The sequence below is a fragment of the Leucobacter chromiiresistens genome (genome assembly GCF_900102345.1).
GTDB lineage: Bacteria > Actinomycetota > Actinomycetes > Actinomycetales > Microbacteriaceae > Leucobacter > Leucobacter chromiiresistens.
In genome coordinates, this window is record NZ_FNKB01000002.1 from 292,668 (window position 1) to 307,823 (window position 15,156).

16 protein-coding genes are annotated in these 15,156 nt (G+C 71.3%); 7 read left to right on the top strand and 9 right to left on the bottom strand.

What is annotated here, in order from left to right:
- Positions 1 to 55: 55 nt before the first annotated feature.
- From BLT44_RS14370 to BLT44_RS14380, 3 genes are read right to left on the bottom strand one after another with little or no spacing between them, the layout of a single operon-like run.
- Positions 56 to 721 (bottom strand): DUF6320 domain-containing protein, encoded by a 666-nt coding sequence (locus BLT44_RS14370; protein WP_010156534.1) that lies wholly within the window; start codon positions 719 to 721, stop codon positions 56 to 58.
- Positions 718 to 2,307, bottom strand: a complete 1,590-nt coding sequence (locus BLT44_RS14375) for a hypothetical protein (RefSeq protein ID WP_010156535.1) — start codon at positions 2,305 to 2,307, stop codon at positions 718 to 720. Before BLT44_RS14375 ends, BLT44_RS14370 begins: the two co-directional genes overlap by 4 nt.
- Positions 2,307 to 3,293 (bottom strand): alpha/beta hydrolase, encoded by a 987-nt coding sequence (locus tag BLT44_RS14380; protein ID WP_010156536.1) that lies wholly within the window; start codon positions 3,291 to 3,293, stop codon positions 2,307 to 2,309. The genes BLT44_RS14375 and BLT44_RS14380 overlap by 1 nt, the downstream gene beginning before the upstream one ends.
- A 72-nt stretch (positions 3,294 to 3,365) precedes the next feature.
- On the opposite strand from BLT44_RS14380, the gene BLT44_RS14385 reads away from it, so the two are divergent.
- The 4 genes from BLT44_RS14385 to BLT44_RS14400 all read left to right on the top strand — a co-directional run bounded on the left by BLT44_RS14385 (position 3,366) and on the right by BLT44_RS14400 (position 6,601).
- Positions 3,366 to 3,563, top strand: a complete 198-nt coding sequence (locus tag BLT44_RS14385; protein WP_010156537.1) for a hypothetical protein — start codon at positions 3,366 to 3,368, stop codon at positions 3,561 to 3,563.
- Between the two features lie 30 nt (positions 3,564 to 3,593).
- On the top strand, positions 3,594 to 4,163 hold the full coding sequence (locus BLT44_RS14390) for a LemA family protein (protein WP_029608246.1): 570 nt from the start codon (positions 3,594 to 3,596) through the stop codon (positions 4,161 to 4,163).
- Between the two features lie 12 nt (positions 4,164 to 4,175).
- On the top strand, positions 4,176 to 5,048 hold the full coding sequence (locus BLT44_RS14395) for a M48 family metalloprotease (protein ID WP_010156540.1): 873 nt from the start codon (positions 4,176 to 4,178) through the stop codon (positions 5,046 to 5,048).
- Between the two features lie 95 nt (positions 5,049 to 5,143).
- Positions 5,144 to 6,601: an MFS transporter gene (locus tag BLT44_RS14400; protein ID WP_010156541.1), complete on the top strand. Its 1,458-nt coding sequence runs from the start codon at positions 5,144 to 5,146 to the stop codon at positions 6,599 to 6,601.
- Here the strand turns inward: BLT44_RS14400 and BLT44_RS14405 are convergent.
- Positions 6,512 to 7,750: a glycerate kinase gene (locus BLT44_RS14405; protein ID WP_074690438.1), complete on the bottom strand. Its 1,239-nt coding sequence runs from the start codon at positions 7,748 to 7,750 to the stop codon at positions 6,512 to 6,514. The two genes, BLT44_RS14400 and BLT44_RS14405, sit on opposite strands and share 90 nt — an antisense overlap.
- A 163-nt stretch (positions 7,751 to 7,913) precedes the next feature.
- On the opposite strand from BLT44_RS14405, the gene BLT44_RS14410 reads away from it, so the two are divergent.
- Positions 7,914 to 9,425: an aspartate ammonia-lyase gene (locus tag BLT44_RS14410; protein WP_010156544.1), complete on the top strand. Its 1,512-nt coding sequence runs from the start codon at positions 7,914 to 7,916 to the stop codon at positions 9,423 to 9,425.
- Positions 9,426 to 9,501: 76 nt separating this feature from the next.
- Here the strand turns inward: BLT44_RS14410 and BLT44_RS14415 are convergent, their stop codons facing one another.
- Entirely contained in the window at positions 9,502 to 10,368 is an 867-nt protein-coding gene (locus BLT44_RS14415) for a fumarylacetoacetate hydrolase family protein (RefSeq protein WP_029608247.1), read from the bottom strand.
- Positions 10,369 to 10,490: 122 nt separating this feature from the next.
- Between BLT44_RS14415 and BLT44_RS14420 the strand changes: the two genes are divergently transcribed.
- Positions 10,491 to 10,862 (top strand): FKBP-type peptidyl-prolyl cis-trans isomerase, encoded by a 372-nt coding sequence (locus tag BLT44_RS14420; RefSeq protein WP_010156546.1) that lies wholly within the window; start codon positions 10,491 to 10,493, stop codon positions 10,860 to 10,862.
- Positions 10,863 to 11,047: 185 nt separating this feature from the next.
- Entirely contained in the window at positions 11,048 to 12,499 is a 1,452-nt protein-coding gene (locus tag BLT44_RS14425; protein ID WP_010156547.1) for an NCS2 family permease, read from the top strand.
- A gap of 66 nt (positions 12,500 to 12,565) precedes the next feature.
- Here BLT44_RS14425 and BLT44_RS14430 read toward each other — a convergent pair whose 3' ends face one another.
- From BLT44_RS14430 to BLT44_RS14445, 4 genes are read right to left on the bottom strand one after another with little or no spacing between them, the layout of a single operon-like run.
- Positions 12,566 to 13,078, bottom strand: coding sequence for a molybdopterin-binding protein (locus BLT44_RS14430; RefSeq protein WP_074690440.1), 513 nt, complete (start codon positions 13,076 to 13,078; stop codon positions 12,566 to 12,568).
- On the bottom strand, positions 13,075 to 13,581 hold the full coding sequence (gene moaC / locus BLT44_RS14435; RefSeq protein ID WP_010156549.1) for a cyclic pyranopterin monophosphate synthase MoaC: 507 nt from the start codon (positions 13,579 to 13,581) through the stop codon (positions 13,075 to 13,077). Before moaC ends, BLT44_RS14430 begins: the two co-directional genes overlap by 4 nt.
- Positions 13,574 to 14,881 carry a molybdopterin molybdotransferase MoeA gene (locus BLT44_RS14440; RefSeq protein WP_029608248.1) on the bottom strand — a complete coding sequence of 436 codons (1,308 nt, stop codon included), beginning with the start codon at positions 14,879 to 14,881 and terminating at the stop codon, positions 13,574 to 13,576. Before BLT44_RS14440 ends, moaC begins: the two co-directional genes overlap by 8 nt.
- Positions 14,882 to 14,883: 2 nt before the next feature.
- Positions 14,884 to 15,132, bottom strand: a complete 249-nt coding sequence (locus tag BLT44_RS14445) for a MoaD/ThiS family protein (protein WP_010156551.1) — start codon at positions 15,130 to 15,132, stop codon at positions 14,884 to 14,886.
- Between the last annotated feature and the right edge of the window lie 24 nt (positions 15,133 to 15,156).

Consider the following 15,156-nt stretch of genomic DNA (forward strand, 5'->3'; position numbering starts at 1 on the left):
GCCCCATGTCGCACCGGGCACAGGCGATACGACGTTCGGCAGCCAGGGCCCACCCCTACAGGTGGAACCGCTTCGCGAGTTCGAGCCGCATCTCGCGCCCGCGCAGCACCTGCACGTCGGCGAGCACGAGCAGGCTGACAAGCACGCAGGTCCATGACGCCCAGGGGTTGGTGACCCATCCGAAGAGCAGGAACACGAAGGGCACGAGCCCGAGCAGCACGGTGAGCCCGCTGTAGACGAGGTGCTCGGTGACGTCGATGCGCAGCAGTTGCACGGTGATGAGCAGCGCGATGATCGCGGAGGCGCACACGATCGGAACGGCGTAGGTCAGCGACCAGCGCTGCCAGCCGCCCAGGTAGTCCCAGTACACGCAGACGAGCCCGATGAGCGCGACGAGGTAGACGGTGCCCTTCGCGACGTTGCGGCGCTTGCGCACCGCCATGGTCACGACGAGCCACATGGCGGTGACGCCGATCCACACGGATCGCCACACCCCGATGCCGTCGAGGTCGCGCGAGAAGAAGAGCTGCACGAGGAACGAGGCGAGGATCACGGCGAGCGACGCGAAGAAGAGCGATTGCAGCACGCGCCGCTTGGAGAAGCTGAGCGGAATGCGGGGCAGCGGATCGGGGGAGGGGGCGCCGGTCAAGGGGGCCGTGCAGAGCGGGCAGGTGGTCCAGGCGCCCTCGACGGTGACGGAGCAGGCGGCGCAGCGGCTCATGCGGGCGCCCCCGGGTCGGTGTCGCGGGCCCCCGGATCCGCATCGCCGGCGCCGCGGCTCCCGAGATCGGCGATCCCGCCCCGACCGCGCACGGGCCCGGCGGAGCGGCCGGTGTCGGGTTCGGCGGCGAGCTCGTCGGCTGTGACGCGCGCCGCCGCGACGGTGACGTCGACGCCGCTGGCGGTGAGCATGCGCGCGAACGCCCGCACGTGGTCGGTCTCGACGAAGGGCGAGGTGAAGCATACGGTCAGCTGCCCGGCGTGCGACATGGCGCAGAACTGCGGTCGTACGGCGGAGACGTGGAAGAGCAGGCGGCCCACCCGCGACTCCGCGGGCTCCGGCAGTACGACGCGGCCCAGGTTGGATACGGCGACGCTCAGCCCCCGGTTGTTGCCCCAGTTGATGAGGCGGAGGATCGCGTCCTTCAGCACGCGGGGGAGCACGCGCAGCAGCGGCGTCCGTTCGAAGCGGATGAGTCGGCGCAGCTTGCGTTCGAGGGCCTGGGGCGCGGCCTTGGGGCGAAACTGCGCCTCGAGGTCGCGGCAGATCGACCCGAGATCGTCTCCGGTGCCGTCAGCGGAGAAGGTGTGCTGCACGCGCACGGTGGCGAAGAAGTTGCGCGCGGAGGTCGACGGGAAGAACTGCCGCAGGTTGATGGGGATGGATGCGGCGAGGGTGTCGGCGCGCCCGAGGGCGCCGATCGATTCTCGGAGCGCCCGGAAGAAGAGGGCCGTCAGGTACATCGTGAGTGAGGACTGCTCGGCTCGGGCGAGCGCGAGCACCGCCTGCACCGGCATGGTGAGCTCGACGACGCGGGTGCGGTTGTCGGGCGTGCGCGTGCCGCGGATGCGGTGCACTCGCGACCGGGGCGCGCCGTTCGCGCTGCGGGCGCGCAGGCGATCGGCGACGCGGGTGCGCACCGTGATGGCGGCGGACGCGGGGTCGGCGGCATCCGTCTGCGCCATCGGCGCGCGCCCGCGGTGGAAGTAGTGCGAGAAGCTGTCGGCGATGAGCTCGTGCGACGGCCTCGGCTCGGGGTCGAGTGCGGCGGGCGGGGGATCGGCCGCAGGCGCCGAGGGGAGCCCCGATTCCCGGGCATCCGCGCCGGCATCCGTGCCGGCACCCGCATCCGCACCCGAGCCAGCGCCTGCACCGGCGGCGGCGGCAGCGGGCCCCTGCGCACGCAGATAAGCGTCGAGGAGGTCGGTGAGGAACCACAGCGCTCCGGTGCCGTCGGAGAGGGCGTGGAAGATCTCGAGCACGATGCGCCGACGCCGGTAGACGACGCGGAAGAGCAGGTTGCGGCGATCCTCCCGGTAGATCGGAGCGCAGGTGGGCAGGTGCTCCGGTGCGACGGTGGGGCGCAGGTCGCTCGTCTGCAGGTAGTACCAGAACATGCCGCCCCGCAGCACCGCGTGGTAGAGGCGGTAGCGATCGTAGGTGGCGTCGAGCGCCTCCTGCAGGGTGCGCGGGTCGACGTCGTGGTCGACCTCGGCGCTGATGCGGAACACCTTCGGATCCGCGTCGCTGCGCGCCGCGAGGAAGATGTTCGAGGCGTTGTCGAGCCTCACCCACGAGTCGGGCATCAGCCGGAGGCCTCCGCCGAGCTCGGGGGAGCGTCGCCGTCGAGGAAGGCGTTGATCACGTCGTAGGCCTCGCGCAGCGATCGGGAGAACCGCGGCAGGGTGATGAACCCGTGCAGGGCGCCGTCGACCCGGTGCACCGTCACTCGATTGCCCGCGCGCTGCAGGGCCGCGCCGTAGGCCTCGCCCTCGTCGCACAGCAGGTCGAGCTCGGCCGTGACGATGAGCGTCTCGGGCTGCCGGGAGAGATCGTCGGCGACCAGCGGCGCGACGAGCGGCTGGGCGCGCGCAGCGGGATCGGGAACGTACAGCTCGAAGTACTCCTGCACCTCGGTGTTGGTGAGCCGGTAGTCGCCCCCGTGCCGTCGCACGGAGGCGAACGGGGAGGTCACCGGGTCGTGATCCCAGTGCGTCACCGGGTACAGCATGATCTGCCGCTCCGCGCCGCGCCCTCCGCGGTCGCGCAGCGCGAGTGAGACGGCGGCGGTCAGGTTGCCGCCCGCCGAATCCCCGACGAGCACGACTTCCGAAGTCGCCGCCGCGCCCGCTCGCGACGGGTCGGCGAGCAGCAACTCCGCGACGCGCAGGCAGTCGTCGAGGCCGGCGGGGAACGGGTGCTCGGGGGCGAGGCGGTAGTCGACGGACGCGACGACGCACCCGGTGAGGTCGGCCATTATGGCGCATGCGGGCGTGTAGCTCTCGATGTCGCCCGTCACCCAGCCCCCGCCGTGGAAGAAGAGCAGCACCTCGTCGCGCCGGCGCTCACGCGGGTGGAACACGCGCACCGGGATCGGGTGATCGCCGTCCGCCGACATGATCTCCACGTCGAGCGCGCGGTAGCGCGAGGGCGGCAGCACGGCGAGCTGGCGCTGCGCCCGGCGCACCTTCTCGTAGTCCTCGCGAATGTCGAGCCGGGGCGCGGCGAAGAGCCGCAGCACGCGGCGCACGATCCAGTTCACCCGCGAGGGGCGTCGATCGTCGGGCGTCATGGAAGCCAGCGTAACGCCCGTTCGGGGCACGCCCCTGAACCGCGCTGCGGCGGAACGCATAGGGTGGGTGCCGTGGCCTTCGCAAAACTCGTGCTCGTCGTGACGATCTTCGTCGTGATCGCGCTCGCGATACTCATGCGGGTGCGCGCCGCCCGGCTGCGCCGGGAGCGGGCCCGGGCCGCTTCCAGGGCCGAAGCGGTGCGCGCGCTCCGCGGCGGCGGCTCCGCGGCTCCCGCCCGGCGAGCAGACGCACCCGTCGATCCCAGCTGATTTCGTGCCGCCGCCGCTAGGATGCAGAGCATGTCTGGTGGATTGATTGCCGCGCTCGTCGCGGCCGGCGTGCTCGTCCTGCTGATCGGCTACGTGTGGGTCACGTACAACTCCCTCGTCACGCTCCGCGTGCGCGTCGACGAGGCGTGGAGTGACATCACGGTGCAGCTGAAGCGCCGGGCCGACCTCATCCCGACCATCGTCGAGACGGTGAAGGGGTACGCGGCGCACGAGAAGGGCGTCTTCGAAGACGTGACCCGGGCGCGCGCCGAGACGATCTCGGCTGAGGGGCCCGCCGAGGCGTCCGCCGCCGAGAACCACATGCAGCAGGCGCTGAAGAGCATCTTCGCGGTGGCCGAGGCGTACCCGCAGCTGCAGGCCAGCCAGAACTTCCTGCAGCTGCAGAGCGAGCTGGTCGACACCGAGAACAAGATCCAGGCGTCACGCCGCTTCTACAACGGCGGCGTGCGCGAGTACAACACCAAGATCCAGGTGTTCCCGAACACGCTCTTCGCGCGCGGCATGGGCTTCACGGAGCGCGAGTTCTTCGAGGTCGAAGACGTCGCTTCGATCTCGGAGCCGCCGCGCATCCAGTTCTGAGCGGGGAGGGCCGTGTACCGCGCAATCCGCCGAAATAAGGTCAACAGCGTCCTCATCATCCTGCTGTTCCTCGGCATCGTCGGGGGTCTCGGCTATCTCGCCGCGTACATCTACCAGTCGCCCGGCATCGTGATCTCCGTCGTCGCGATGGCGGCGATCTACGCGGTGATCCAGTATTTCGCGGCCGGGCGGCAGGCCATCTCCATGAGCGGCGCGCGCCAGATCACGCAGGCCGACCACCCGCGCCTGTACCGCATCGTCGAGAACCTCGCCATCACCACCGGCACCCCGATGCCCGAGGTCTACATCGTCGACGATCCGGCGCCGAACGCCTTCGCCACGGGGCGGGATCCGCAGCACGCGAAGGTCGCGGCGACCACCGGCCTGCTCGACCTGATGACCGACCCCGAGCTCGAGGGCGTCATGGCGCACGAGCTCGGCCACGTGCGCAACTACGACATCCGCGTCTCGATGATCGTCTACGGGCTCGTCGTCGCCGTGGGCATGATCGCCGACGTGCTCGTGCGTCTCGCCTTCTTCGGGCGCAACAACAACAACGGCAATCCCGTGGTGCTGATCTTCGGCCTGGTCGCCATGCTCGTCGCGCCGCTCGTCGCCACCGCCGTGCAGCTCGCGGTCTCGCGCCAGCGCGAGTACCTCGCCGACGCGACGGGTGCGCTCACCACGCGCCACCCCGAGGCGCTCGCGAGCGCGCTGCACAAGCTCTCGACCTACGGGCAGCCGCTGCAGCGCCAGCAGTCGAGCATGGCGCACCTCTGGATCGCGGATCCGCTGAAGCCGGGCGTGGTGCAGCGGCTCTTCGCGACGCACCCGCCGATCCCCGAGCGCATCCGCCGTCTGCTCGACATGGGCGGCAAGTTCTAGCTCGCGCGGAAGCGGGTGAGGCGCCCGGGGCGTCGCACGCCGAACGGGCGTAGGGTAGGAGGACAGCCGAGGAGGTCGCCCCCACCGTGTCCACAATGTTCCGCTCGCTCTCCGTTCGCGACTACCGCATCTGGTTCTTCGGGGCGCTGGTGTCGAACATCGGCGCGTGGATGCAGGCGACCACGCAGAGCTGGGTGGTGCTCACCGAGCTCACGGACACGAACGCCGCCGCGGTGGGTACGACGATGGCGCTGCAGTTCGGCCCGCAGCTGCTGCTGGTGCCGTTCAGCGGGGCGGTGGCGGATCGCTTCGACCGGCGGCAGGTGCTGCTCGTCACGCAGTCCCTGCTGATGCTGCTCGCCGCGGGACTCGGCGTGCTGCTCATCACGGGGCAGGCGGAGCTGTGGCACCTCTACGGCTTCGCCCTGGCGCTCGGCGTGGTGAACGCGTTCGACACGACCGCGCGGCAGGCGTTCGTCTCCGACCTCGTCGGGCTCGGCCAGACCTCGAACGCGGTGGCGCTCAACTCCGCGTCGTTCAACTCGGCGCGGCTCATCGGCCCCGCAGTGGCGGGCCTCCTCATCGCGGCGATCGGATCCGGCTGGGTCTTCATCATCAACGCCGTGTCGTTCCTGGCCGTGCTGGGCGCGCTGCTCATGATCCGCACCCGTCGCTCCGCGCCGCCCGAGGGGGCGCGCGAGTCGCAGTGGCGGCAGCTGTCGGCCGGCTTCCGCTACGTGCGCGGGCGGCACGACCTGCTGGTCATCTTCGTCATGGTGTTCCTCGTGGGCGCCTTCAGTATGAACTTCCCGGTGATCTCGTCGACGATGTCGCTCGAGTTCGGGCGGGGCGCGAGCGACTACGGCCTGCTGTCGTCGGTGCTGGCGATCGGATCGCTGGCCGGTGCGCTGCTGTCGGCCCGGCGCCCCTCGGCGCGCATGCGCGTCGTGATCATCGCGGTGGGCGGGATCGGGCTCATGAGTCTCGTAGCGGCTCTCATGCCGACGTTCTGGAGTTTCGCGGCGACCCTCGTCTTCTTCGGGCTCGCGATCTCGACGATGCTCACCACCGCCAACGGCTTCGTGCAGACCACCGCCGAGCCCGCGGTGCGGGGGCGCGTGCTCGCGCTGTACATGGCGATCCTGATGGGCGGTACGCCGATCGGAGCGCCGCTGGTGGGCGCGGCCGCCGATGCGCTCGGACCCCGATCCACCCTGTTCATCAGTGCGGCCGCCGGGCTCATCGCGTTCGCGATCGGGGTCGTCTGGCTGTTCTCCGAGCGACGGCTGCGCTTCCACCGCGAGGGGATGCATCTGCGGGTCACGCATCGCGGGCGCCCCGGCCTCGATGACGATCCGGGTGCGCAGGTCGAGACCCTCACGGCGCCGATCTCGGTGCTGCGGAGGAGCACGGTGCCGGTGATGGGGGCGGGGGAGTCGGCACCGCAGGAGGGTTCGGGAACCTCAGCGACGGGGGCGATCTCGATCGAGGATCTGCCGGGCGCCGACGACGGGACCGCCGAGCCTCGGTTCGGGCCCCGCGGCGGCGAGTAGGCCCCGCGCGATCTCCGCTCCGATCTCGTGGAGGAACGCGCCCGCATCGCGCATGCTCGATGCGCGGTCGGGCGCGCGATCCATCGTGGCGTAGCAGGCCGCGAACCCGGCATCCCGCCACTCGCGCTCGGAGAGCGACGACCGGCCGCAGACGACGACCGTCGGGATCTCCAGCGAGGCGGCGGCCTGCAGCACCCCCACCGGGGTCTTCCCGCCGAGGCTCTGCGCGTCGAAAGAGCCCTCCCCGGTGATCACCAGATCGGCCCCCGCCAGGTGCGCTCGCAGTCGTGCGAGCTCGCACACCACGTCGACTCCGGGCCGCCGCAGCGCGTGCAGCACCGCGAGCGCGGCGAAGCCGACGCCCCCGGCGGCCCCCGAACCGGCCCGCTGCGCGGCGGGCGCCGCCGGTCGCTCCGACGCGCCTCGCGCTTCGGTCTGCGGCGCACCCAGCGCGTCCTCGAGGAGCCGGGCGAACCTCGTGAGTCCGAGTTCGAGCTGCGCCACCTCGGCGACGCTCGCCCCCTTCTGCGGCGCGAAGACGCTCGCAGCACCGCGGGGGCCGAGCAGCGCGTGATCGACATCGCTGGCGAGGGTGACGTGCACGTTCGCGAGCCGAGCGTCGAGGCCGTCGAGTTCGATGCGCTCGACGTGGCGCAGCGCGCCGCCCCCGTCGGGCACGTCGGCGCCGTCGGCGTCGAGCAGTCGGGCGCCGAGTGCCGCCAGCATGCCCGCTCCACCGTCGGTCGATGCGCTGCCGCCGATGGCGAGGATGATCGAGGTCGCGCCGTGCTCGAGGGCTGCGGCGATCAGCTCACCCGTGCCGCGCGAGTTGGCGCGCAGCGCGTCACGCTGCGCGCGCGGCACCAGGGCCAGCCCCGAGGCGCGTGCGAGCTCCACAACGGCCGTCGAGGTCTGCAGGGCGAACGCCGCCTCGACCGGTGCTCCGAGCGGCCCGGTCACGGTCACCGGCACCTCCGTGAAGCCCGCAGCGATCGCCGCGTCGAGCGTGCCCTCTCCGCCGTCCGCCATCGGCACCACCGTGAGATCGGCGTCGGCCTCCACGGAGCGGATCCCCGCGGCGACGGCCTCGCCCACGCCGCGGGCGTCGAGAGCGTCCTTGAACTTGTCCGGAGCCACGACGATTCGCATACGTTCACGGTACCGGTTCGCGGCGCGCGGGCGCAGGGCAGCCCGAAATCGACGATTGTTCGGCGGCGACGCGATCCTGCCTCGCCGTGCACGTTTGAGCGGTAGGCTGAGACCGTCCTGGCGGCAGGCCCGCCTTTCCACGAGTACGGAGCCATGATTCCCGGTGAGCGACTTCTTGTCAGCACAGACACGCACTGAGACGGATTCTCTCGGCAGTGTCGAGATTCCCTCGTCCGCCTACTGGGGGGTGCACACGGCACGAGCCCACGAGAACTTCCCGATCGCGCGGCGCCCGGTCTCGGTCTACCCCGACTTCATCCGCGCGTTCGCCTGCGTGAAGCAGGCAGCGGCTCGGGCGAACCTCGAGATCGGCGCCCTCGACGAGCAGCGCGCGACCCTGATCGACCGCGCCTGCGAGGAGATCAAGACCGGCATGCTGCACGACCAGTTCGTCGTCGGCGTGATCCAGGGCGGCGCGGGCACCTCGACCAATATGAACGCCAACGAGGTGATCACGAACCGCGCGCTCGAGCTCGCGGGGCACGCCAAGGGCGACTACGGGTTCATCAACCCGAACGACCACACGAACCACAGCCAGTCGACGAACGACACGTACCCGACGGCCATCAAGATCGCCCTCGCCTTCTCCCTGGGCAGCCTGCTCGACGAACTCGGGCTGCTCGCGGAGTCGTTCGCGGCGAAGGGCCGCGAGTTCTCGCACATCATCAAGGTCGGCCGCACGCAGATGCAGGATGCGGTGCCGATGACGCTCGGCCAGGAGTTCAACGCCTTCGCCGTCACCCTGCGCGAAGACATCGAGCGGCTGCGCGAAGCGGTGTCGCTGCTGCGCGAGGTCAACATGGGCGCCACGGCGATCGGCACGGGCATCAACGCGCCGAAGGGGTACAAGGAGGCCGTGATCAAGCACCTCCGCGAGATCACGCAGCTCGAACTCGAGACCGCCGGCGATCTCGTCGAGTCGACCAGCGACACCGGCGTCTTCGTGACGTTCTCGGGTGCGCTCAAGCGCAGTGCGCTGAAGCTGTCGAAGATCTCGAACGACCTCCGCCTGCTCTCCTCCGGCCCGCAGGCCGGCCTCGGCGAGATCAACCTCCCGGCCCGCCAGGCCGGGTCGTCGATCATGCCGGGCAAGGTGAACCCCGTGATCCCCGAGGCCGTCACACAAGTGGCCTACTCGGTCGCGGGCGCCGACGTGACCGTGTCGATGGCGGTCGAGGCCGGTCAGCTGCAGCTGAACGCCTTCGAGCCGGTGATCGCGCACTCGCTCTTCCAGTCCATCACCTGGCTCGAGCGCGCCTGCCAGACGCTGCGCGTCAACTGCGTCGACGGCATCACCGCGAACGAGGCGCGCCTCGAAGACATGGTGTCGCGCTCCGTGACCGTCATCACGGCTCTCGCGCCGGTGATCGGCTACGCCGAAGCGGCGAAGCTCGCCAAGGAGGCCCTCGCCACGAACGAGAAGGTGTCCGAGCTCGTCACGTCGCGCGGGCTGCTCGACCAGGCGCAGCTCGACGAGATCCTCCAGCCGTCGAAGCTCGCGGGCCTCGCCCCCGAGACCGATGTCATCGACGTGATCACCGACGCGGCGATCCCCGCGCCCGAGAAGGTCGAAGACGGCGCGGGCACGCAGGTGACGAAGAAGCCCGCGAAGTAGCCGGGCAGACGAAACGGCCGGTGGGATCTCGGATCCCACCGGCCGTTTCTCGTTCGCGGCTCGGGCCGCGGGGCTGCTACGCCTCGACGCAGTGCGACGTGAGCGCGCCGATGCCCTCGATCGTCACGGTCACCTCGGTGCCGGGGCGGAGGTACAGCGGCGGCTTGCGCGAGCGCCCGGCGCCCCCCGGCGAACCCGTAGAGATGACGGTGCCCGGCAGCAGGGTGGCCTCCTGCGAGATCGAGGCGATGAGCTGCGCGACGGTGCGGATCATGAAGCCGGTCGTCGAATCCTGCACGCGCAGCCCGTCGACGTCGGTGGTGAGGCGCAGCGCCTGCGGGTCGGGGATCTGGTCGGCGGTCACCACGACGGGGCCGATCGGCGTGAAGCCGTCGAACGACTTGCAGCGCGACCACTGGGGCTCCTGGAACTGGATGTCGCGCGCGGTGACGTCGTTGATGACGGTGTAGCCGAACACGTAGTCGAGCGCCTCGTCGGCCGAGACGTTCTTCGCCGGCTTGCCGATGATCACGCCGAGCTCGCCCTCGTAATCGACTTCGGTGCTGACGTCACTCGAGAGGGGCACCTCGCCCTGGTGGGCGCCGAGGGAGTTCGGGAAGAGGGAGAACAGCACGGGGCCGGAGTCGTTGTCGAGGCTGAGCTCGCTCGCGTGCTCGTCGTAGTTCAGGCCCACGGCCAGTACGATCGGCGCGCCGATCACGGCCGGCGCGTACACGGCGTCGGCCAGGGGGGCCCAGGAGTCGCTCTCGGCGGCCGCTGCGGCATCTCGCACACGGCTGAGGGCGTCGTCGCCCGCGCCGATCAGCTGCTGCAGCGTCTCGTACGGCTGACCGAGCGCGCGGAGCGAGAGGTAACGGCCGTCGTCGACGACGACAAGCTCGGGGTCGGCGGCCGGAGCGGGGATCAAGTGTGCGAATCTCACAGTCACAGGTTACCGGAACCGCTGCCGCGTTGTTCGCGTCGTGCAGTCGAGGCACCGGGGCGCAGTTCCCCTGTGGGCGAACTCGGAGGCGGCGCGAGCGCGGTTTCGGCGAGAATGAACCCATGACTGAAACACCGCAGACGAAGCCCGAGATCGAGTTCCCCGAGGGCCCCGCGCCCACCGAACTGCAGATCGTCGACATCGTGGAGGGCTCGGGCGAGGAGGCTCTCGCGAGCTCGACCGTCGACGTGCACTACCTCGGCGTCGAGTACGACACGGGCGAGGAATTCGACTCGTCGTGGGGTCGCGGCGAATCGATCAACTTCCCGCTGCGCGCGCTCATCCAGGGCTGGCAGGTCGGCATCCCCGGCATGAAGGTCGGCGGCCGCCGCAAGCTCATCGTTCCCGCCGCTCAGGCGTACGGCACGTCGGGCGGTCACCCGCTGTCGGGCAAGACGCTCATCTTCGTCATCGATCTGCTCGGCGTCAGCTGATCCTCTGATCCTCCCATCTGAGGCCGGCGGAGCCGCCGGCCGACGACGTCGCATCTCCACGGCCGAGGGCCGCTCGTTCACGCGGGCGCCCCTCGGCCGTCGTCGTCCCGGAACGCCGCCGACTCCGAGCGGTGGTACCGTTTCTGTGTTCAGCGAACACTCAGTGTGACGGAGAGGAGCTGCCCGTGACGGAGGCGCAGCAGGTGACGGACGAGCGGAGACCCACCGGAGCGTGGGGAGGTGTCGACCGCTACTTCAAGATCACCGAGCGCGGATCCTCCTTCGGAACCGAGGTGCGCGGCGGGCTCGTCACCTTCGTGACGATGGCCTACATCGTCATTCTGAACCCGATCATCCTCACGAGCGGCGTCGACGTCGAGGGCAACACCCTCTCGTTCCCCGCCGTCAGCGCCGTCACCGCCCTCACCGCGGGCGTGATGACGATCCTGTTCGGCCTCGTCTCCCGCCTCCCGTTCGGCTTCGCCGCGGGCCTCGGCATCAACGCGTTCCTCGCGTTCTCCGTCGTCGGCCAGGTCACCTGGCCCGAGGCGATGGCGCTCGTCGTCATCAACGGCGTGCTCATCGTGCTGCTCGCCGCGACGGGCCTGCGCCGCATGATCTTCGATGCCGTGCCGGTCGAGCTCAAGCTCGCCATCACCGTCGGCATCGGTCTCTTCATCGCGTTCATCGGCTTCGTCAACTCGGGGTTCGTGACGGCGACGGGAAGCGCCTCCCCGCCCGTCGGGCTCGGGATCGGCGGCTCCGTCGTGACGGTGCCGACCCTGATCTTCGTGGTGACGCTGATCCTCACGGGCGTGCTCGTCGCCGCGAAGGTGAAGGGCGGTCTGCTCATCGGCCTCGTCTCGGGCACCGTCATCGCCGTCGTCGTCGAGGCCATCTGGCACCTGGGCGCGGCCACGGAGAACCCCGGCGGCTGGGGGCTCACGGTGCCCGCGCTCGACGGAGCGCCGTTCGGCATCCCCGATCTCGGGCTCGTCGGGGCGGTCAGCTTCGACCTGGGGCGCGTCGGGATCGTCACGATCGTGATGCTCGTCTTCACCCTGCTCTTCACGAACTTCTTCGACGCGATGGGCACGATGACCGGGCTGTCGCGCGAGGCCGGGCTCGCCGACGCGCAGGGCAACTTCCCGCGGCTGAAGTCGGCGCTCGTCGTGGAGGGCGTCGGCGCGATCGCGGGCGGTCTGACGTCGTCGTCGTCGAACACCGTCTTCATCGAGTCGGGCGCGGGCATCGGCGAGGGAGCGCGCACCGGCTTCGCGAACATCGTGACGGGGCTCATGTTCCTGCTCGCCATGTTCTTCACGCCGCTGACGCAGATCGTTCCCACGGAGGTCGCGGCTGCCGCCCTCGTGATCGTGGGCGCGCTGATGATGGCGCAGATCAAGCACATCGATCTCACCGACTTCCGGGTGCTGCTGCCGGTGTTCCTCACCGTCGCGGTCATGCCCATGACCTACTCGATCGCCAACGGCATCGGCGCGGGCTTCGTGGCGTGGGTGCTCGTGCACGCCTGCTCGGGCCGCGCCAAGCAGGTGCACTGGCTCCTCTGGGTCGTGGCGGCCGGCTTCGTGCTGTTCTTCGCGCGCGGACCGATCGAGGCGGCGCTCGGGGTCTGATACCCGAGCGGCGAGCGCCGGGCGCCGGGTGGCTCCCGGCGCCGCGGCGAGCGCCCGGCGCCGGGCTCAGCGACGGGGCGCGTGGCCGTTCTTCGCGCCGGCGGCGCCGGTGCGCTGCGCGAGGAGATGGTCGAGGATCGGTTCGAGCACGGCCAACCCGTCGCGCACGCCCCCAGTGGAGCCGGGCAGGGTGATGACGAAGGTCGAGCCGACGAATCCGGCGACGCCCCGGGTGAGCACCGCGGCGGGCAGGTGCTCGGCGCCCCGTCGGCGCAGCTCCTCGATGATCCCGGGGAGCTCGAGTTCGAGGAGCGGGGCGACGGCCTCGGGCGTGCGATCGCTGGGCGACACCCCGGTGCCTCCGGTCGTCACGAGCACCGCGGGAGCGGCGCCGAGCGCGGCCCGCACGGCGCGGCCGACCTCGTCGCCGTCGGCGACCACCGCCGGCTCGGGCGTGGCGAAGCCCCGCGCGCGCAGCCACTCCGCGATGTGCGGGCCGGTGGTGTCGGGCGCCTCGCCCGCGGCCGCGCTCGTCGAGGCGACGACCACGCGGGCGGAGCGCCGGGTCTCCGCGGTCACGGCGCGACCCAGTCGCCGCTCTTGCCGCCGGCCTTCGCCAGCACGCGCGTTCCGGTGATGACGGCGTGGTGATCGACGGCCTTGATCATGTCGTAGAGCGTCAGGGCGGCGACGCTCACCGCGGTCAGGGCCTCCATCTCCACCCCGGTCACCCCGCGAGTCGACACGGTCGCGACGATGCGCACGCGGTCGGTCTCGCTCTCGAAGTCGATCGCCACCTTCGAGAGCGGCAGCGGATGGCAGAGCGGAATCAGATCGGGCGTGCGCTTGGCGGCCATGATCCCCGCGATGCGCGCCGTGCCGAGCGCTTCGCCCTTCGGCAGGTCTCCGGTGACGAGGCGTTCGACCACGTCGGCCCGGGTCTCGAGCACGGCCTCCGCCGTCGCGGTGCGCTTGGTCACCGCCTTGTCGCCGACGTCGACCATGTGCGCGCTGCCGTCGGCGCGCAGGTGGGTGAGGTCTCCCGCTGCGGCGCTGTCGATTCGGGGTGCGGAGTCAGGCATCGAACCTCTGGATCTCGATCGGGGAGCCGGCGGCGAGGTGCGCGACTCCGATGGGGATGTGGGCGAGCAGTTCGGCGCTCGCCAGGTCTGCGAGCAGATGGGAGCTCGGCGGTGAGAGCGCCACGGAGCCGTCGGCGAGGAATCGCCCGCGGCGCACCTGGTGCTTGTGCTCCGGCGACGCGGTGTCGTGCGCCAGCCGGGCGGTGGTGCGCGCACCTCGGGCGGGCAGGCCCGCGTGCTCGCGCAGCAGGGGGAGCAGGAAGAGCTCGGCGGAGAGCGCGGAGCTCACGGGGTTGCCGGGGAAGCAGAGCGTCGGCAGGCGCACGCCGTCGATGTCGACGGTTCCCGCGCCCTGCGGGCCGCCGGGCTGCATGGCGATGGCCGTGAACTCCACGCCCGATCCGACCGTCACGCCCGATCCGGCCCGACCACTCCGATCGCCCGCGCCGAACGCGTCGCGCACCACTTCGAAGGCGCCGGCGCTGATGCCGCCCGAGGTCACGAGCAGGTCGTGCTCGCCCGCCGCCGCGATGCAGGCGCGGAGCGCCTCGGGCCGGTCGGCGACGCGGCGCGCCGTCACCTCGGCGCCGGCGTCGCGGAGGGCGGCCGCGAGCAGGGGAGCGTTCGCGTCGTAGATGCGACCGGGGGCGAGCGGCTCGCCCGGGGCGGTCACCTCGTCGCCGGTCGACACGAGCAGGATGCGCACGCGTCGGCGCACGGGCACGGTCGCGACGCCCGCGCTCGCGAGCAGCCCGATCGATGCGGGCCGGAGCCGGGCGCCCGCGAGCAGCAGCGGCGCACCGACGGCGTGATCGGAGCCCTGCTCGCGCACGAAGGCGCCGGGCTGCGGGGCGCTCGCGAACGTCACGGTCTCGGCGGCCCGCGCGTCGGGCGGTGCGGGATCGCTCGGTCGGCGCAGCCGCCCGAAGCGCGGAGGCTCCGCCTGCTCGATGGGGATCACCGCGTCGGCTCCGACCGGGATCGGCGCGCCGGTCATGACCGGGTAGGCGGTTCCCGGGGCGCACGCGATCGGGGCGTCGCCGGCCGCCGCGGCGAGGCCGACGACGAGGGTGCGCGGCGCGCGGTCTGCGAAGTCGGCGGTGCGCACCGCGTAGCCGTCCATCTGGGAGTTGTCGAAGGGCGGCAGCGGGATCTCGGCGCGTATTTCGCACGTAGCGATGCGACCGGAGAGCGCCGCATCGTCGATGGGGAGCCGCTCGGGCTCCCGGAGCGCGACGGCGCGCAGCGCGGGGGCGAGGAGCGCGGCGACGATCGCCGCGTGCTCGGTGTGGGTGCGCACCGTCACCCTCCCGCGAACGCCGGGAGCACGTCCACCACGTCGCCCGTGATCGCGCCGTCGTCGCGGCGCACGGTGCCGTCGACGAGGAACGAGCCGGAGCGGATCACCCGATGCATGGTCTCGCCGTACTGCTCGACCAGCTCGGCGCGGAGCGCCGCGAGCGTCGCCGGCGCGTCGAGCTCCCAGGCCTCCTCCTCGAGGCCGGCGGCATCGGCGGCGGCCGCGAAGTATCTGACGGTGATGCGAGCCATACCGCCATGGTAGCGAACCCCTGC